19 protein-coding genes and 2 other annotated features (1 of these 21 cut by a window edge) are annotated in these 18105 nt (G+C 39.5%); all 19 genes read left to right on the top strand.

Annotation, left to right across the window (positions count from 1 at the left end; all coding sequences use genetic code 11):
* Positions 1 to 47: a binding site (T-box leader), on the top strand; it begins 200 nt to the left of the window's first position.
* 296 nt (positions 48 to 343) lie between these two features.
* The 19 genes from cysE (at position 344) to rpsG (ending at position 18104) form a co-directional block, all read left to right on the top strand.
* Positions 344 to 1009: a serine O-acetyltransferase gene (gene cysE / locus MHH71_RS15455; protein ID WP_003194315.1), complete on the top strand. Its 666-nt coding sequence runs from the start codon at positions 344 to 346 to the stop codon at positions 1007 to 1009.
* Complete coding sequence (gene cysS / locus MHH71_RS15450) at positions 990 to 2387, top strand: cysteine--tRNA ligase (RefSeq protein ID WP_018767351.1); 1398 nt, start codon at positions 990 to 992, stop codon at positions 2385 to 2387. Before cysE ends, cysS begins: the two co-directional genes overlap by 20 nt.
* Positions 2388 to 2389: 2 nt before the next feature.
* Complete coding sequence (locus MHH71_RS15445) at positions 2390 to 2797, top strand: Mini-ribonuclease 3 (protein ID WP_003205491.1); 408 nt, start codon at positions 2390 to 2392, stop codon at positions 2795 to 2797.
* Positions 2794 to 3537 carry a 23S rRNA (guanosine(2251)-2'-O)-methyltransferase RlmB gene (rlmB, locus tag MHH71_RS15440; protein WP_003194319.1) on the top strand — a complete coding sequence of 248 codons (744 nt, stop codon included), beginning with the start codon at positions 2794 to 2796 and terminating at the stop codon, positions 3535 to 3537. The genes MHH71_RS15445 and rlmB overlap by 4 nt, the downstream gene beginning before the upstream one ends.
* A gap of 2 nt (positions 3538 to 3539) precedes the next feature.
* Complete coding sequence (locus MHH71_RS15435; RefSeq protein WP_006093115.1) at positions 3540 to 4052, top strand: NYN domain-containing protein; 513 nt, start codon at positions 3540 to 3542, stop codon at positions 4050 to 4052.
* Positions 4053 to 4119: 67 nt separating this feature from the next.
* Complete coding sequence (locus MHH71_RS15430) at positions 4120 to 4779, top strand: RNA polymerase sporulation sigma factor SigH (protein ID WP_003194323.1); 660 nt, start codon at positions 4120 to 4122, stop codon at positions 4777 to 4779.
* A gap of 130 nt (positions 4780 to 4909) precedes the next feature.
* On the top strand, positions 4910 to 5056 hold the full coding sequence (rpmG, locus tag MHH71_RS15425) for a 50S ribosomal protein L33 (RefSeq protein WP_002055487.1): 147 nt from the start codon (positions 4910 to 4912) through the stop codon (positions 5054 to 5056).
* Positions 5057 to 5088: 32 nt separating this feature from the next.
* Positions 5089 to 5268 (top strand): preprotein translocase subunit SecE, encoded by a 180-nt coding sequence (secE, locus tag MHH71_RS15420; protein WP_003194325.1) that lies wholly within the window; start codon positions 5089 to 5091, stop codon positions 5266 to 5268.
* Between the two features lie 131 nt (positions 5269 to 5399).
* Entirely contained in the window at positions 5400 to 5933 is a 534-nt protein-coding gene (gene nusG, locus MHH71_RS15415; protein WP_000415795.1) for a transcription termination/antitermination protein NusG, read from the top strand.
* Positions 5934 to 6099: 166 nt separating this feature from the next.
* On the top strand, positions 6100 to 6525 hold the full coding sequence (rplK, locus tag MHH71_RS15410; RefSeq protein WP_001085872.1) for a 50S ribosomal protein L11: 426 nt from the start codon (positions 6100 to 6102) through the stop codon (positions 6523 to 6525).
* A gap of 181 nt (positions 6526 to 6706) precedes the next feature.
* A complete protein-coding gene (gene rplA, locus MHH71_RS15405; RefSeq protein ID WP_003205496.1) occupies positions 6707 to 7399 on the top strand; it encodes a 50S ribosomal protein L1 in 693 nt (230 codons plus the stop codon).
* A gap of 49 nt (positions 7400 to 7448) precedes the next feature.
* Positions 7449 to 7591: a sequence feature (ribosomal protein L10 leader region), on the top strand.
* A 40-nt stretch (positions 7592 to 7631) separates the two neighbouring features.
* Positions 7632 to 8132 carry a 50S ribosomal protein L10 gene (gene rplJ / locus MHH71_RS15400; protein WP_006093114.1) on the top strand — a complete coding sequence of 167 codons (501 nt, stop codon included), beginning with the start codon at positions 7632 to 7634 and terminating at the stop codon, positions 8130 to 8132.
* Between the two features lie 67 nt (positions 8133 to 8199).
* The gene (gene rplL / locus MHH71_RS15395; protein WP_006093113.1) at positions 8200 to 8559 is read left to right on the top strand and encodes a 50S ribosomal protein L7/L12; all 360 of its coding nucleotides are present in this window, start codon (positions 8200 to 8202) and stop codon (positions 8557 to 8559) included.
* A 75-nt stretch (positions 8560 to 8634) separates the two neighbouring features.
* The gene (locus MHH71_RS15390; protein ID WP_018767349.1) at positions 8635 to 9234 is read left to right on the top strand and encodes a class I SAM-dependent methyltransferase; all 600 of its coding nucleotides are present in this window, start codon (positions 8635 to 8637) and stop codon (positions 9232 to 9234) included.
* Positions 9235 to 9524: 290 nt separating this feature from the next.
* Complete coding sequence (rpoB, locus tag MHH71_RS15385) at positions 9525 to 13055, top strand: DNA-directed RNA polymerase subunit beta (RefSeq protein ID WP_018767348.1); 3531 nt, start codon at positions 9525 to 9527, stop codon at positions 13053 to 13055.
* Positions 13056 to 13092: 37 nt separating this feature from the next.
* The gene (gene rpoC / locus MHH71_RS15380) at positions 13093 to 16704 is read left to right on the top strand and encodes a DNA-directed RNA polymerase subunit beta' (protein WP_003194339.1); all 3612 of its coding nucleotides are present in this window, start codon (positions 13093 to 13095) and stop codon (positions 16702 to 16704) included.
* A gap of 113 nt (positions 16705 to 16817) precedes the next feature.
* Positions 16818 to 17066: a 50S ribosomal protein L7ae-like protein gene (locus MHH71_RS15375; RefSeq protein ID WP_016116949.1), complete on the top strand. Its 249-nt coding sequence runs from the start codon at positions 16818 to 16820 to the stop codon at positions 17064 to 17066.
* Between the two features lie 115 nt (positions 17067 to 17181).
* Positions 17182 to 17604 (top strand): 30S ribosomal protein S12, encoded by a 423-nt coding sequence (gene rpsL / locus MHH71_RS15370; RefSeq protein ID WP_001142341.1) that lies wholly within the window; start codon positions 17182 to 17184, stop codon positions 17602 to 17604.
* Between the two features lie 29 nt (positions 17605 to 17633).
* Entirely contained in the window at positions 17634 to 18104 is a 471-nt protein-coding gene (rpsG, locus tag MHH71_RS15365) for a 30S ribosomal protein S7 (RefSeq protein WP_003194344.1), read from the top strand.
* Position 18105: the final 1 nt, after the last annotated feature.

Here is an 18105-nt window from a genome sequence, read left to right as displayed (position 1 = left end):
ATTTGAGCCTAAACAGAGTGGAACCGCGCTTATAAGGCGCCTCTGTCAATATGACAGAGGCGTCTTTTTTATACCATGTAAATAGGTATGGGTATCAGTTTTTGTACAGATGGATAAAGACTAGGTAACAAACAAGGAAGTTAGCGATAAAGTGAACCTTTAATCAGTGGGGCTTCATTCCTCACTAATTATTAGCCTTCACCAATTGGACCTTTACGGGTAATTCATCTCCAATCTAACTTCTTTTCTTTCACTGAATGATGAGGTGGAGGTAATACTGTCCACCAATAGCGGGGGAATCAGTTCACTCGGAATAGTAGTCCATAAAGGGGAGGGGACATCGATGTTTAAGAGGCTTCGAGAAGATATTGAAGTCGTTTTTGAACAAGATCCAGCGGCGCGAAGTTATTTCGAAGTCATTTTAACTTACTCTGGATTACATGCAGTTTGGGCACACCGAATTGCACACGCCTTTTATAAACGAAATTTTTTCTTTATTGCGCGTTGGATTTCACAAGTTAGTCGTTTTTTTACTGGTATCGAGATTCATCCAGGGGCCACAATTGGTCGCCGCTTTTTTATTGACCATGGTATGGGAGTTGTTATTGGGGAGACATGTGAAATTGGAGACAATGTAACCATTTATCAAGGAGTTACATTAGGTGGTACAGGGAAAGAAAAAGGAAAAAGGCATCCAACAATTCAAGATAATGTACTTATTGCAACTGGTGCGAAAGTACTCGGATCCATTACGGTTGGAGAGAATTCCAAAATTGGTGCAGGGTCCGTTGTGTTGAAAGAAGTTCCTGCGCATTCGACAGTTGTAGGTATACCTGGTCGTGTCGTAATTCAGAATGGAGTAAAGGTAGGTCAGGAATTAAACCATTCGGATCTTCCGGATCCAATTTTCGATAAATTGAAAGTGATGGAAGCTGAGCTTGAGAAATTAAAAAAGCAACTTGAAGTAAAAGTGGAAAGGAAGGATGAAAATGACTATTCACATTTATAATACGTTAACGCGTCAGAAAGAGGAGTTTGTTCCTTTAGAAGAAAATAAAGTGAAGATGTATGTATGCGGGCCGACAGTATACAACTATATTCATATTGGAAATGCAAGACCGCCTATGGTATTTGATACAGTGCGTCGCTACTTAGAATATAAAGGGTATGATGTACAATATGTTTCTAATTTTACGGATGTAGATGATAAATTAATTAAAGCAGCAAATGAGCTAGGAGAGGACGTTCCAACAATTGCAGATCGCTTTGTTGAAGCGTATTTTGAAGATGTAACTGCATTAGGTTGCAAGCACGCTACAGTTCACCCTCGTGTAACAGAAAATATGGATATCATTATTGAGTTTATTGAGGAACTTGTGAAAAAAGGATATGCATATGAATCAGAAGGAGATGTTTATTACAAAACGAAAGAATTTGAAGGCTACGGCAAATTGTCTCATCAACCAATTGCAGATTTGCGTCATGGTGCACGTATTGAAGTTGGAGAAAAGAAACAAGATCCACTTGACTTTGCATTATGGAAAGCTGCGAAAGAAGGAGAGATCTTCTGGGAGAGCCCTTGGGGGAAAGGTCGTCCGGGATGGCATATTGAATGCTCTGCAATGGCACGGAAATATTTGGGAGATACAATCGATATTCACGCTGGTGGTCAAGATTTAGCGTTCCCACATCATGAAAATGAGATTGCACAATCAGAAGCTTTGACTGGAAAAACATTTGCACGTTACTGGATGCATAATGGATATATTAATATTAACAATGAAAAAATGTCTAAATCATTAGGGAACTTCATTTTAGTTCACGATATTATTAAGCAATATAATCCGCAATTAATTCGCTTCTTTATGCTATCGGTTCACTATCGTCACCCAATTAACTTTAGTGAAGAATTATTACAGAATACGAATAATGGGTTAGAGCGTATTAAAACGGCATACGGTAATTTAAAACATCGCATGGAAAGCAGTACGGATTTAACGGATCATAACGAGAAGTGGTTAGCTGAAATGAAGAAATTCCAAGTTGCATTTGAAGCAGCGATGGATGATGATTTTAATACAGCAAACGCAGTAACAGAATTATATAACTTAGCAAACCATGCAAATCAATATTTACTAGAAGAACATACATCAAAAGCTGTGCTTGAGGCGTATGTAAAACAGTTTGAAACATTATTTGGCATCTTAGGATTAGAATTAACAAAAGAAGAATTACTTGATGAAGAGATTGAAGTGTTAATTCAAAAACGTATTGAAGCTCGTAAAAATCGTGATTTCGCATTATCAGATCAAATTCGCGATGATTTAAAAGAGCGCAATATTATTTTAGAAGATACAGCACAAGGTACAAGATGGAAAAGAGGATAAGCATGATTGATGCAAAGCAATTGAACAGCTTAGCGTTAGCCTATATGGGTGATGCGGTATATGAACAATATATCCGCTATCACCTCCTTCAAAAAGGAACAGTTCGTCCCAATCAACTACATCGTTTAGGGACAAGCTTTGTTTCAGCAAAGGCGCAGGCGAAAGTTGTTTATCATTTTTTAGAGACAGCATTTCTAACAGAGGAAGAAGAAGCGGTACTAAGAAGAGGACGTAATGCGAATTCTGGTACTGTTCCAAAAAATACGGATGTACAAACGTATCGCCATAGTACGGCCTTCGAGGCATTGCTCGGCTATCATTATTTATTGAACAATCGTGAACGATTAGAAGAGCTTGTATATAAAGCAATTGATGTATTAGAGGTAAAAGAAGGAGGCGCATCAACATGAGTAGTGAATACATTATCGGTCGTAACCCTGTAATTGAAGCGTTACGATCAGGGCGAGATATTAATAAGATTTGGATTGCAGAAGGTGCTGCCAAGGGACAAGTGCAAATTGTATTAGCGTTAGCGAAAGAGAATAAAATTATTTTACAGCATGCACCAAAGAAAAAATTAGATCAGCTTGTTGAAGGAAATCATCAAGGGGTGATTGCGCAAGTTGCGGCATATCAGTATGCGGAATTAGAAGATTTATTTGAGGTAGCTGCTAAGCGTAACGAAGATCCGTTCTTCTTAATTCTTGATGAAATTGAAGACCCACATAACCTAGGATCTATTATGCGTACAGCAGATGCAACGGGAGCGCATGGGATTATTATTCCAAAGCGCCGAGCAGTTGGATTAACGGCATCGGTTGCAAAGGCTTCAACAGGAGCAATTGAATACATTCCAGTTGCTCGTGTGACAAATTTATCACGAACAATTGATGAGTTAAAGGAACGTGGTCTTTGGATTGCGGGCACAGATGCAAAAGGGAAAACAGATTATCGCAACTTAGATGGCAATATGCCGATTGGGTTAGTAATTGGTAGTGAAGGGAAAGGTATGAGCCGTATTATTGGTGAAAAGTGTGATTTCCTTATTCATTTACCGATGGTTGGTAAAGTTACATCCTTAAATGCTTCAGTAGCTGCTAGTCTGCTAATGTACGAGGTATATCGCAAACGTCACCAAATTGGTGAGTAAAAATGGACGATATTTTAATCGTTGACGGTTATAACGTTATTGGGGCTTGGAGAGACTTGAAAAAATTGAGGGATGTAGACTTACAGGCATCAAGGGACGCGCTAATTGATAAGATGGCGGATTATCAGGGGTATACAGGAACAAGAGTAATGATTGTATTTGATGCTTATACAGTTCAAGGTATTGAGAAGAAGATGAAGCAATCGCGTGTTGAAGTTATTTTCACAAGGAGAAATCAAACTGCTGATGAAAAAATTGAACAGCTCGCGATTGAGCTTCGTAACATTAATACACAAATTTATGTTGCAACTTCCGATTATACAGAACAGTGGGTTATTTTTGCGCAAGGAGCACTTAGGAAATCAGCCCGTGAACTAGAGATAGAAGTACAGGCGGTGGAACAACAAGTGCGCCATCAAACGCGAGAGGTAAAAGATAAACAACCAGCTATGCGAACGATATTTAGCAAAGATATTACAGAAAAGTTAGAAAAATTAAGGCGAGGAGAGCGTTGAACCATTGACGCTCTTCAAGCGCTTACTGTATAATATTTCTAAATAAATAGCGGTCGGAGGGATCAGAGTGGAAACAGGCTTCGTAAGTACCAACAACGTTACGTTTCGCGATTTAGAGGATGAGGCAATAGTTGAGTTAGTTCGAAAAGGTAATATTGATGCTCTTGAATATTTAATTCACAAGTACAAGAACTTTGTTCGCGCAAAATCAAGATCGTATTTTTTAGTAGGTGCCGATCGGGAAGATATTGTTCAAGAAGGTATGATTGGATTGTTTAAAGCTATTCGTGATTATAAAGAGGACAAGCTCTCTTCTTTTAAAGCATTTGCTGAATTATGTATTACTCGTCAAATTATTACTGCTATTAAGACAGCAACGAGACAAAAACATATTCCTTTAAATTCATATGTTTCTTTAGACAAACCGATTTACGATGAGGAATCTGATCGTACGCTATTAGATGTTATTTCAGAAGCAAAGGTAACTGATCCTGAAGAGATGATTATTAGCCAGGAAGAATATACCGACATAGAACTAAAAATATCTGAATTATTAAGCGATTTAGAAAGGAAAGTCCTTTCTTTATACTTAGATGGTCGCTCTTATCAAGAAATCTCAGAACAGCTAAATAGACACGTAAAGTCTATTGATAACGCCCTGCAGCGTGTGAAAAGAAAACTTGAACGATATATGGAAATGAGAGAAAATACAACTTTAAACTCATAGTATATGTCGCAGGAGGTAAAGTGATTCTCCTGTTTTCTTTTTGTAAGGTAGTAAGCGGCATGTCATTGACATTGTCTTTTATTGTATGATACATTTTTAGGGACATAATGTTACAAGGTTGGTGTAACAAATGAGGAAAAAAGTTGTACTCTCATGTGAAGAGTGTAAGAATCGAAACTACTCCACAATGAAAGATACGAGCTCAGTAGAGCGACTTGAGATAAAGAAGTTTTGTAAAACATGCAATATGCATACAGTTCATAAGGAAACAAAATAAATAATCGAAACAATACACTGGAGGTCCCGTAAATGCGTTTGACGAACTTTTTCGGCGATGTAGGTCGCGAAATGAAAAAAGTAAGTTGGCCTAAGAAAGATGAATTACTCCGTTCAACAGCTACTGTTATTGCGACAGTTGTGTTTTTTGCAGTTTTCTTTGCAGTAGTTGACATGGGTATTTCTTCTTTAATTCGGTTAATTCTTGGTTAGTTCTTGAATAAGAAGCACTTATCCATGATATAATGTTATTTATACGAACTGTGTAAAAGCCCGATGAACGGGTTTTTTCATTTGCACAAAAAAATGTACGTCAGGGAGGGAAGGACGCTCGTCCTAAATGAATGGAAAAAAGTTGGTATGTTGTCCATACTTATTCTGGATATGAAAATAAAGTAAAAGCAAACCTAGAGAAACGTGTAGAATCAATGGGAATGCAAGATAAAATTTTCCGTGTTGTTGTTCCGGAAGAAGTAGAAGTAGAAATGAAAAACGGAAAAGAAAAGTTAACAAAAAGAAAAGTATTCCCAGGTTATGTATTAGTTGAACTAATTATGACTGATGATTCTTGGTATGTTGTTCGTAATACACCAGGCGTAACAGGTTTTGTTGGATCTTCTGGGTCAGGTTCAAAGCCATCTCCTTTATTAGAAGAGGAAGTTGTTACCATTATGAAGCATATGGGAATGGACAATGAAGTGGTTGATTTTGACTTTGAACTTCATGAAACAGTGCGTGTAAATGAAGGGCCATTCGCGAACTATACAGGCGCAATCGAAGAGATTGATATGGAAAAACAAAAAGTAAGAGTGCTTGTAGACATGTTTGGTCGTGAAACACCGGTCGAGCTGGATTTCCATCAAATTGAAAAATTATAAAATGAAACTTGAAATGAATTGTAAAAAGTGATAATATCTTTTAAGTCAGTACGTCTTCGGTAACGGAGACGTTTTTTGAAAAGATTTTATCGTACAGATAAAATAAAAGTGGGAGGGCAAATCACTGCCCAATTGACCACATCACGGACTTAAGGAGGTGTGTCTCGTGGCTAAAAAGGTAATTAAAATGGTAAAACTTCAAATTCCTGCAGGTAAAGCTAACCCAGCTCCACCAGTTGGTCCAGCATTAGGACAAGCGGGTGTTAATATCATGGGCTTCTGTAAAGAGTTCAACGCTCGTACAGCAGACCAAGCTGGTCTTATCATTCCTGTTGAAATTACGGTATTCGAAGACCGTTCATTCACTTTCATTACTAAAACTCCTCCTGCTGCTGTTCTTCTTAAGAAAGTAGCTGGTATCGAGTCTGGTTCTGGTGAACCAAACCGTAATAAAGTGGCAACTGTTAAGCGTGATAAAGTTCGCGAAATCGCTGAAACTAAAATGCCTGACCTAAACGCTGCTAGTGTAGAAGCTGCAATGCGTATGGTTGAAGGTACTGCACGCAGTATGGGCATCGTAATCGAAGACTAATTCGATTTGTTTTTTTGTAAAAAAGGTTGCGGGTCTGGAATTCCAATTCGCAACCTTTATTATCGTAAATGAGTATCGTTTTTAAATAAATGGATGGGCGCACATCCTCGGGGGTTCCCGGAATGAAGGCGTAAACGTGGGAGGTTATTCCGCTAAAACCACATTCAAGGAGGAAATAAACATGGCTAAAAGAGGTAAAAAGTACGTAGAAGCTGCGAAGCTTGTTGATCGTGCAACTGCTTACTCTGCAACAGAAGCAGTAGAATTAGTAAAGAAAACAAACACAGCTAAATTTGATGCAACTGTAGAAGCTGCATTTCGTTTAGGTGTTGACCCTAAGAAAGCTGACCAACAAATTCGTGGTGCAGTTGTTCTTCCACACGGTACTGGTAAAGTTCAACGTGTATTAGTATTCGCTAAAGGCGAAAAAGCAAAAGAAGCTGAAGCTGCTGGCGCTGACTTCGTAGGTGATACTGATTACATCGGCAAAATCCAACAAGGTTGGTTCGATTTCGATGTAGTAGTAGCAACTCCTGACATGATGGGTGAAGTTGGTAAACTTGGTCGTGTATTAGGACCTAAAGGTTTAATGCCGAACCCTAAAACTGGAACAGTTACTTTCGATGTAACAAAAGCTGTTAACGAAATCAAAGCTGGTAAAGTTGAATACCGCGTTGATAAAGCTGGTAACATCCATGTTCCAATCGGTAAAGTATCTTTCGAAGATGCTAAACTAGTAGAAAACTTCAAAACAATTGCTGACACGCTGTTAAAAGCTAAACCAGCTGCTGCAAAAGGTACTTACATGAAGAACGCAACTGTTGCTTCTACAATGGGACCTGGCGTACGTGTAGACGTTTCTACAATCGCGTAAAAATTGGAAGTTGACTTCATAAAGAAGTTTTAATATAATCATTTATGTTGTGAATTTAAATAGTGTACCGTAGACAGTGGGTGCCAACTTGGCTTAATTTCCCACCTAGGTGTTAATATACGAAACGGAATTTTTTCTGTGACTATATGCCTCCATGTCTACAATTGGGCATGGGGGTTTTTTAGTGCACTGTCGGTACATCTTCTATATAATCTACAGGAGGTGTAATAACATGAGCAAAGCAATCGAAACTAAACAACAAGTTGTAACTGAAATCGCTGAAAAACTTCGCGAAAGTAAATCTACAATCGTTGTTGACTACCGTGGTTTAACAGTTGCTGAAGCAACAGAATTACGTAAAAACTTACGTGAAGCTGGCGTTGAGTTCAAAGTTTACAAAAACTCTTTAACTCGTCGTGCTGCAGAATCTGTTGAAATGGCTGAGTTAAACGAATTCTTAACAGGACCAAACGCAATCGCGTTCAGTAACGAGGATGTAGTTGCTCCTGCGAAAGTATTAAACGACTTCGCTAAAGATCATGAAGCTTTAGAAATTAAAGCGGGCGTAATCGAAGGTAAACTTGTAACACTTGATGAGGTTAAAGCTATCGCTACTCTTCCATCTCGTGAAGGCTTACTTTCTATGCTTCTTAGCGTTCTTCAAGCTCCAATCCGTAACCTTGCACTTGCTACTAAAGCAGTTGCAGATCAAAAGGAAGAGCAAGGCGCTTAATTTTTTAAAAGATAATTACGTGTTATCGATAAAACAATACAAACCTATCTAAGGGAGGATATTTACAATGACTAAAGAACAAATCATTGAAGCAGTTAAATCTATGACTGTATTAGAACTTAACGACTTAGTAAAAGCTATCGAGGAAGAATTCGGCGTAACTGCTGCTGCTCCTGTAGCTGTTGTTGGTGGCGCTGGTGAAGCTGCTGCTGAGAAAACTGAATTTGACGTAGTACTTGAAAGTGCTGGCGCGCAAAAAATCAAAGTTATCAAAGTTGTTCGTGAAATCACTGGTCTTGGCTTAAAAGAAGCTAAAGAATTAGTTGACAACACACCAAAAGCAATCAAAGAAGGCGCTTCTAAAGAAGAAGCTGAAGAAATGAAAGCTAAACTTGAAGAAGTTGGCGCTGCTGTAGAAGTTAAGTAATTAACTTTTGAAGCTTAAAAAAAGCTCGCTCTTATGCGGGCTTTTTTTTTAACTGTAAAGAAAAGAGGTGGCCATATGGCAGACCATTATTTTTCTAATGACCCTTCGAGCAAAAGTGATCGTAAACGATGGGAATATACATTGCGAGGATCTCAATTTGCTTTTTTATCTGACCATGGGGTGTTTTCGAAAAACGAGGTGGACTTTGGTTCTCGTCTTTTAATTGAAGCTTTTCAAATGCCGGATATTAAAGGTGACGTATTAGACGTGGGATGTGGATACGGTCCAATCGGTTTGTCGTTAGCGAAAGAGTTTCAAGAGCGTAGTGTTCACATGGTGGATGTGAACGAAAGGGCACTTGGACTTGCAAAAGAAAATGCTGCTAATAACAAAGTTGAAAACGTTCGTATTTTTCAAAGTAGTGTCTATGAAAATGTAGATGGCAAGTATGCTGCTATTCTATCTAATCCTCCAATTCGTGCTGGTAAGCATATCGTGCATGAGATTTTAGAAAAAGCTGCCATTCATCTAGTGTCGGGTGGAGAGCTTTGGATTGTTATTCAAAAGAAACAAGGTGCACCATCTGCGCTTAAAAAACTAGAGGAAACATTTTCTGAAGTTGAAGTTGTAGAAAAGAAAAAAGGATATTATATCATAAAATCAAAAAAACGTTGACGGTTATTTTTGGCTATGTTAACATTATACAATGCCAATATATGATTTTCTGCGTTGAGAACGATGTATATTTTTGCTTCTCTTGGAAAAGATAGTAAAATCAGCAGATGATGAAACAGAATGATGGTTTTCTTATAGAAGCCATTTTTCTTTTTTGAGCAGGTAGAAAGACTCAACGTATCTATCTTTGAGAGAAAAAAGCTGCGCTACTGGCGTTAGCTATATTTATTTGTGATTTTGCACAATTTTTTTGTGCATTTATAATACTCATGATTTGAGGGGTGAAGCAGTTGACAGGTCAACTAGTTCAATACGGACGCCACCGCCAACGAAGAAGTTATGCCCGTATTAGTGAAGTATTAGAGTTACCAAATCTTATCGAAATTCAAACCTCTTCTTATCAGTGGTTTCTTGATGAGGGTTTGCGAGAAATGTTCCAAGACATTTCTCCGATTGAAGACTTTACGGGAAATCTATCGCTTGAATTTATCGACTACAGCTTAGGTGAACCTAAATACTCTGTAGAAGAATGTAAAGAGCGTGATGTGACGTATGCAGCACCACTTCGTGTGAAAGTTCGTCTAATCAATAAGGAAACTGGTGAAGTAAAAGAACAGGATGTGTTCATGGGAGATTTCCCACTCATGACAGAGACAGGAACATTCGTAATTAACGGTGCAGAACGTGTTATCGTTTCCCAGTTAGTTCGCTCTCCAAGCGTATACTATAGTGGCAAAGTGGATAAAAACGGAAAACGTGGTTTTACTGCTACTGTAATTCCAAACCGCGGAGCTTGGTTAGAGTATGAAACAGATGCTAAGGATGTTGTATATGTGCGTATCGACCGTACGCGTAAACTTCCTGTAACTGTTTTGTTACGCGCATTAGGGTTTGGCTCTGATCAAGAAATCACCGAGCTTTTAGGTGATAACGAATACTTAAGCAATACGCTAGAAAAAGACAACACAGATAGCACAGAAAAAGCATTGCTTGAAATTTATGAGCGTCTACGCCCAGGTGAACCACCAACAGTAGAAAATGCGAAAAGCTTGCTTGTTTCTCGCTTCTTTGATCCGAAGCGCTACGATTTAGCAAATGTAGGTCGTTACAAGATCAACAAAAAGTTACACATTAAAAACAGATTGTTTAACCAACGCTTAGCTGAAACATTAGTAGATCCAGAAACTGGAGAAATTTTAGCAGCAGAAGGAACAATCTTAGACCGTCGTACACTAGATCGCATTTTACCTTACTTAGAGAAAAACATTGGATTCAAGACAGCGAAACCAATGGGTGGAGTGGTAGAAGGCGATGTTGAGCTGCAATCGATTAAGATTTATGCTCCAGAGTCAGACGGTGAACGTTCTATCAATGTAATTGGGAATGCAAATATCACTCGTGACGTAAAACACATCACACCAGGTGATATCCTTGCTTCTATTAGCTACTTCTTTAACTTACTATACAAAGTAGGGGATACAGATGATATTGACCATTTAGGAAACCGTCGTCTTCGTTCTGTAGGGGAGTTATTACAAAACCAATTCCGTATCGGCCTTTCTCGTATGGAACGTGTTGTTCGTGAGAGAATGTCGATTCAAGATACAAATGCAATTACACCGCAAGCGTTAATTAACATTCGTCCGGTTATTGCATCTATTAAAGAGTTCTTCGGAAGTTCTCAGTTATCTCAGTTCATGGACCAAACAAACCCATTAGCAGAGTTAACACACAAACGAAGACTATCTGCATTAGGACCTGGTGGTTTAACGCGTGAGCGTGCAGGCTTTGAAGTACGTGACGTTCACTACTCTCACTATGGTCGTATGTGTCCAATCGAAACGCCAGAGGGACCAAACATCGGTTTGATCAACTCATTATCTTCATTCGCGAAAGTAAATGAGTTTGGTTTCATTGAAACACCATACCGTCGTGTTGATCCAGAAACTGGACGTGTAACGGGCCATGTTGATTACTTAACAGCAGATGAAGAAGATAACTATGTTGTAGCCCAAGCGAACATGAAATTATCTGAAGAAGGAGAATTCCTTGATGAAGATATCGTAGCTCGTTTCCGTGGTGAAAACATTGTCACAAATAAAGAACGTATCGATTACATGGATGTATCTCCAAAACAAGTAGTGTCCGCAGCGACAGCTTGTATTCCGTTCTTAGAAAACGATGACTCCAACCGTGCACTTATGGGTGCGAACATGCAACGTCAGGCGGTTCCGTTAATGAATCCGGAATCTCCGATTGTAGGTACAGGTATGGAGTACGTATCAGCAAAAGACTCAGGAGCTGCAGTAATCTGTAAACATCCTGGTACTGTTGAGCGCGTAGAAGCACGTGAAGTTTGGGTACGTCGCTATGTAGAAGTTGACGGTCAAAAAGTAAAAGGCGATTTAGATCGCTACAAAATGTTGAAATTCATTCGTTCTAACCAAGGAACTTGTTACAATCAACGTCCAATTGTAAGTGTTGGAGATCAAGTTGTAAAAGGTGAAATCCTTGCGGATGGTCCTTCTATGGAAAAAGGTGAACTAGCACTTGGACGTAACGTGCTTGTTGGCTTTATGACATGGGATGGTTATAACTACGAGGATGCAATCATCATGAGTGAGCGCCTTGTAAAAGATGATGTGTACACTTCTATCCATATTGAAGAATATGAATCAGAAGCTCGTGATACGAAGCTTGGACCAGAAGAAATTACACGTGATATCCCGAATGTTGGGGAAGATGCACTTCGTAATCTTGACGAGCGCGGTATTATTCGCGTCGGTGCTGAAGTAAAAGATGGAGATCTACTTGTTGGTAAAGTAACGCCAAAAGGTGTAACAGAATTAACAGCAGAAGAACGTCTATTACATGCAATCTTCGGTGAAAAAGCGCGTGAAGTACGTGATACATCACTACGTGTACCACATGGTGGTGGCGGTATTATCTTAGATGTAAAAGTATTCAACCGTGAAGATGGCGATGAATTGCCACCAGGTGTGAACCAACTTGTACGTGCATATATCGTTCAAAAACGTAAAATTTCTGAAGGTGACAAGATGGCCGGTCGTCATGGTAACAAAGGTGTTATCTCTCGCATTTTACCAGAAGAAGATATGCCTTACTTACCAGATGGCACGCCAATTGATATCATGTTGAACCCATTAGGGGTACCATCTCGTATGAATATCGGTCAGGTATTAGAGCTTCATCTTGGTATGGCAGCAAGATACCTTGGCATCCATATTGCAACGCCAGTATTCGATGGTGCTCGTGAGGAAGACGTATGGGGTACAATCGAAGAAGCTGGTATGGCAAATGATGCGAAAACAATCCTTTATGATGGACGTACTGGTGAACCATTCGACAATCGCGTATCTGTTGGTGTCATGTACATGATCAAACTTGCGCACATGGTTGACGATAAACTTCATGCTCGTTCTACTGGACCATACTCACTTGTAACGCAGCAACCTCTTGGAGGTAAAGCTCAGTTCGGTGGACAGCGTTTCGGTGAGATGGAGGTTTGGGCACTTGAAGCTTACGGTGCTGCTTATACTCTTCAAGAAATCTTAACAGTGAAGTCTGATGATGTTGTTGGACGTGTTAAGACGTACGAAGCAATTGTTAAAGGTGAAAATGTTCCAGAACCAGGCGTTCCAGAATCATTCAAAGTATTGATTAAAGAACTGCAAAGTTTAGGTATGGACGTTAAAATGATGTCTAGTGACGATACAGAAATTGAGATGCGTGATACGGAAGATGATGATCATCAATCAGCAGACAAATTGAATATCGAAGTTGAGACAACTAAGGAATAATTGGGATAACCTGTAGACTAAAAGGGAGGTAGGCCCCTTGATAGATGTAAATAACTTTGAATATATGAAGATTGGACTTGCTTCACCTGACAAGATTCGTTCTTGGTCATACGGTGAAGTTAAGAAACCAGAAACGATTAACTATCGTACGTTAAAGCCTGAAAAAGATGGCTTGTTCTGTGAGCGTATTTTCGGACCACAAAAGGACTGGGAATGTCATTGCGGAAAATATAAACGTGTACGTTATAAAGGTGTAGTTTGTGATCGATGTGGCGTTGAAGTAACGCGTGCAAAAGTTCGTCGTGAACGTATGGGCCATATCGAATTAGCTGCTCCTGTATCTCATATTTGGTATTTCAAAGGTATCCCGAGCCGCATGGGACTTGTCTTAGACATGTCCCCTCGCGCGCTTGAAGAAGTAATTTATTTCGCTTCTTATGTTGTAACAGAAAGTGGAGATACACCACTTGATAAGAAGCAATTACTTTCTGAAAAAGAATACCGTGCATATCGTGATCGATATGGCAGCACATTCCAAGCTGCTATGGGTGCAGAAGCAATTAAGAAGCTATTACAAGACATCGATTTAGATAAAGAAGTAGACTTCTTAAAAGAAGAATTAAAAACAGCACAAGGACAACGCCGTACTCGTGCTATTAAACGTCTAGAAGTATTAGAAGCATTCCGTAACTCTGGTAATGAGCCATCTTGGATGATCTTAGATGTTCTTCCAGTTATCCCGCCAGAACTACGCCCAATGGTACAGTTAGATGGTGGACGTTTTGCAACTTCTGACTTAAATGATTTATATCGTCGTGTAATTAACCGTAATAATCGTTTAAAACGTCTATTGGACTTAGGTGCACCAAGCATCATCGTTCAAAACGAAAAACGTATGTTACAAGAAGCTGTAGACGCATTAATCGATAATGGTCGTCGTGGCCGTCCAGTTACTGGACCAGGTAACCGCCCATTAAAATCACTATCTCACATGCTTAAAGGTAAACAAGGACGTTTCCGTCAAAACTTATTAGGTAAACGTGTTGACTACTCTGGCCGTTCTGTAATCGTTGTAGGACCGAACTTAAAGATGTATCAATGTGGATTACCGAAAGAGATGGCGCTTGAACTGTTCAAACCTTTCGTTATGAAAGATTTAGTGGAAAAAGGATTAGCACACAACATTAAGAGTGCGAAGCGTAAAATCGAGCGTGTACAACCTGAAGTTTGGGATGTTTTAGAATCTGTGATTAAAGAACACCCTGTACTTCTAAACCGTGCTCCAACGCTTCACCGTCTTGGTATCCAGGCGTTCGAACCTACATTAGTAGAAGGACGCGCAATCCGTCTTCATCCACTTGTATGTACTGCATACAACGCGGACTTTGATGGTGACCAAATGGCGGTTCACGTTCCGTTATCATCAGAAGCTCAAGCGGAAGCTCGTCTTCTTATGTTAGCGGCACAAAACATCTTGAACCCGAAAGATGGAAAACCAGTTGTTACTCCATCTCAGGATATGGTATTAGGTAACTACTACTTAACACTTGAGCGCGAGGGTGCAATTGGTGAAGGTATGGTGTTCAAAGATGCAAATGAAGCATTGCTTGCATATCAAAATGGATATGTACATCTGCACACACGTGTTGCAGTTGCTGCAAGTTCAGTAAACAACGAAACATTTACTGAAGAGCAAAAGAGCAAACTGCTATTAACAACAGTTGGTAAATTAATGTTTAACGAAATCTTACCGAAGTCGTTCCCTTATATTAACGAACCGACAAATTCAAACCTTGAAAAAGAAACACCAGCGAAGTATTTCGTTGAAAAAGGTGCGAACATTAAAGAGATTATCGCTAGTCGTGAAGAAGTGGCGCCATTTAGCAAGAAAATCCTTGGAAATATCATTGCGGAAGTATTTAAACGTTTCCAAATTACGGAAACATCTCGTATGCTTGATCGCATGAAAAACTTAGGATTTAAATATTCTACAAAAGCTGGTATTACAGTTGGGGTAGCGGATATTCTTGTATTAGGTGAAAAAGATGAAATTCTCCACGAAGCACAAGCAAAAGTGGATAATGTAATTAAACAATTCCGTCGCGGTTTAATCACGGAAGAAGAACGTTACGATCGTGTTATCTCTATTTGGAGTAATGCGAAAGATGTTATCCAAGGAAAACTGATGAAATCCTTGAATAAGCGCAATCCAATCTTCATGATGAGTGATTCTGGTGCCCGTGGTAACGCATCGAACTTTACTCAGCTTGCTGGTATGCGTGGTTTGATGGCAAACCCATCTGGTCGTATCATTGAACTTCCAATCAAATCAAGTTTCCGTGAAGGTTTAACAGTACTTGAGTACTTCATCTCTACGCATGGTGCGCGTAAAGGTCTTGCCGATACAGCACTTAAAACTGCCGATTCTGGTTACTTAACACGTCGTCTTGTAGACGTTGCACAAGATGTAATTGTCCGTGAAGATGATTGTGGAACAGATCGTGGTTTACTAATTGGTGCGATTAAAGAGGGTAATGAAGTTATTGAGTCATTATATGACCGTCTTGTTGGACGTTTTGCAAGAAAAACTGTAAAACATCCTGAAACAGGTGAAGTATTAGTTGGTGAAAACCAATTAATTACTGAAGATATCGCTCATATCGTTGAAAATTCGGGTGTTGAAACTGTAAACATTCGTTCAGCGTTTACATGTAATACTCGCCATGGTGTATGTAAGAAGTGTTACGGTCGTAACTTAGCAACTGGTACAGACGTAGAAGTAGGAGAGGCGGTAGGTATTATCGCAGCTCAATCTATCGGTGAGCCAGGTACACAGTTAACGATGCGTACGTTCCATACAGGTGGGGTTGCCGGGGATGATATCACACAAGGTTTACCTCGTATTCAAGAGATCTTCGAAGCTCGTAATCCGAAAGGTCAGGCAGTTATCAGTGAAATCGACGGTGTTATCGCAGCGATCAACGATGTTAAAGATCGTCAAGAAGTAGTTGTACAGGGTGAAGTTGAAGCTCGTACGTATGCTATTCCTTACGGTGCTCGTCTGAAAGTAACTCCAGGACAGCCTATCAGTCACGGAAAAGAGTTAACAGAAGGTTCTATTGATCCGAAAGAATTATTAAAAGTAACTGATATTACAGCAGTTCAAGAATACTTACTACGTGAAGTTCAAAAAGTATACCGTATGCAAGGGGTAGAAATTGGTGATAAGCACGTAGAAGTAATGGTTCGCCAAATGCTTCGTAAAGTTCGCGTAAGCGATGCTGGTGAAACAGATGTATTACCAGGAACGTTACTAGACATCCATCAGTTCACTGATGCGAATGCGAAGGTGTTACTATTAGGTAAACAACCAGCAACGGCTAGACCGGTTCTTCTTGGTATTACAAAAGCTTCACTAGAAACAGATTCATTCTTATCTGCAGCATCGTTCCAAGAAACAACTCGTGTTCTAACAGATGCAGCAATTAAAGGAAAACGTGATGAACTTCTAGGATTGAAAGAGAATGTTATTATCGGTAAACTTGTTCCTGCTGGAACAGGTATGAATCGTTATCGCAAAGTGGATCTTGTGAAAACAACACAAGATGACATGAATGTAGAAAACGATGAAGTTTATGTGGAACAGTAAAATTTTCCGTCGTAAATTTTGTATAAAAACAGATAATCCTAGTTGACATTATATGAGTCAAAATGTTACTATAAGCAAGGTTGCTCCTGAACGATGCTTTGGAGGATATGTATATGTCTTATCAAAAAGTGTCAACTGCTGAAAATGTAGTCGTTGGTCATAAACGAACATTGGAAGCAATCAAAAATGGTACAGTTAAAGAAGTTGTCATTGCAGAAGATGCTGACATGCGGTTAACCCATGTTATTACTCGTACTGCATTGCAATATAACGTACCCATAACCAAAGTTGAATCAATTCGTAAACTTGGAAAAGTTTCGGGGATTCAAGTGGGAGCTTCAGCAATAGGAATAATAAGTTAAAACTGTTTTTGTGAGGAGAGAGCATTTGCTCTTCCTTGCAAAAACTTTGTTTTCAACTAATAATGAACCACCTGGATATGTGGTCATACAAACATGCGAAGGGAGGATAAATCAAATGCCTACTATTAACCAATTAGTGAGAAATGGTCGTACTGATAAAGTATGGAAATCTAAATCACCTGCGTTAAACAAAGGTTTCAACTCTTTAAAGAAAAAATCAACTGATATCTCTGCACCTCAAAAACGTGGTGTGTGTACTCGTGTTGGTACAATGACTCCAAAGAAACCGAACTCAGCGTTACGTAAATACGCTCGTGTACGTTTAACAAATGGTATCGAGGTTACAGCTTACATCCCAGGTATCGGTCATAACCTACAAGAGCATAGCGTAGTATTAATTCGCGGTGGTCGTGTAAAGGATTTACCAGGGGTACGTTACCACATCGTTCGTGGTGCGCTTGATACAGCTGGTGTTGACAAACGTATGCAAGGACGTTCTAAATATGGTACTAAGCGACCAAAACCTGCTAAAAAATAATAAACTTAAAATGAAAGGAGGAACTCAATATGCCTCGTAAAGGACCTGTTGCGAAACGTGACGTGTTACCAGATCCAATGTACAATTCTAAACTTGTAACACGCCTAATCAACAAAATGATGGTTGACGGTAAAAAAGGTAAATCTCAAACAATTCTTTATAACGCGTTCGATATCGTTCGTGAACGTGCTGGTAAAGAGCCTATGGAAGTATTCGAGCAAGCTCTTAAGAACATCATGCCTGTTCTTGAAGTACGCGCTCGTCGTGTTGGTGGTGCTAACTACCAAGTTCCAGTTGAGGTTCGTCCAGAACGCCGTACAACTTTAGGTCTTCGCTGGTTAGTAAACTATGCTCGTCTTCGTGGTGAAAAAACTATGGAAGAGCGTCTAGCTTACGAAATCTTAGATGCAGCTAACAACGCTGGTGCATCTGTTAAGAAACGTGAAGACACTCATAAAATGGCAGAAGCTAACAAAGCATTTGCTCATTACCGTTGGTAGG

It is taken from the genome of Bacillus sp. FSL H8-0534 (assembly GCF_038005885.1).
Lineage (GTDB): Bacteria > Bacillota > Bacilli > Bacillales > Bacillaceae_G > Bacillus_A > Bacillus_A pseudomycoides.
The sequence above is the reverse complement of the archived record's forward strand: the minus strand, read 5'-3'. Positions and strand labels throughout refer to the sequence as shown.

Bases quoted from the DNA above. Each gene is read 5' to 3' on its own strand.
- MHH71_RS15445 (WP_003205491.1), top strand. From the start codon at position 2,390: ATGATTGATGCAAAGCAATTGAACAGCTTAGCGTTAGCCTATATGGGT.
- rplL (WP_006093113.1), top strand. From the start codon at position 8,200: ATGACTAAAGAACAAATCATTGAAGCAGTTAAATCTATGACTGTATTA.
- rpmG (WP_002055487.1), top strand. From the start codon at position 4,910: ATGAGGAAAAAAGTTGTACTCTCATGTGAAGAGTGTAAGAATCGAAAC.
- rplJ (WP_006093114.1), top strand. From the start codon at position 7,632: ATGAGCAAAGCAATCGAAACTAAACAACAAGTTGTAACTGAAATCGCT.
- rplA (WP_003205496.1), top strand. From the start codon at position 6,707: ATGGCTAAAAGAGGTAAAAAGTACGTAGAAGCTGCGAAGCTTGTTGAT.
- rpsL (WP_001142341.1), top strand. From the start codon at position 17,182: ATGCCTACTATTAACCAATTAGTGAGAAATGGTCGTACTGATAAAGTA.
- rlmB (WP_003194319.1), top strand. From the start codon at position 2,794: ATGAGTAGTGAATACATTATCGGTCGTAACCCTGTAATTGAAGCGTTA.
- MHH71_RS15435 (WP_006093115.1), top strand. From the start codon at position 3,540: ATGGACGATATTTTAATCGTTGACGGTTATAACGTTATTGGGGCTTGG.
- cysS (WP_018767351.1), top strand. From the start codon at position 990: ATGACTATTCACATTTATAATACGTTAACGCGTCAGAAAGAGGAGTTT.
- MHH71_RS15390 (WP_018767349.1), top strand. From the start codon at position 8,635: ATGGCAGACCATTATTTTTCTAATGACCCTTCGAGCAAAAGTGATCGT.
- rpsG (WP_003194344.1), top strand. From the start codon at position 17,634: ATGCCTCGTAAAGGACCTGTTGCGAAACGTGACGTGTTACCAGATCCA.
- secE (WP_003194325.1), top strand. From the start codon at position 5,089: ATGCGTTTGACGAACTTTTTCGGCGATGTAGGTCGCGAAATGAAAAAA.
- cysE (WP_003194315.1), top strand. From the start codon at position 344: ATGTTTAAGAGGCTTCGAGAAGATATTGAAGTCGTTTTTGAACAAGAT.
- nusG (WP_000415795.1), top strand. From the start codon at position 5,400: ATGGAAAAAAGTTGGTATGTTGTCCATACTTATTCTGGATATGAAAAT.
- MHH71_RS15375 (WP_016116949.1), top strand. From the start codon at position 16,818: ATGTCTTATCAAAAAGTGTCAACTGCTGAAAATGTAGTCGTTGGTCAT.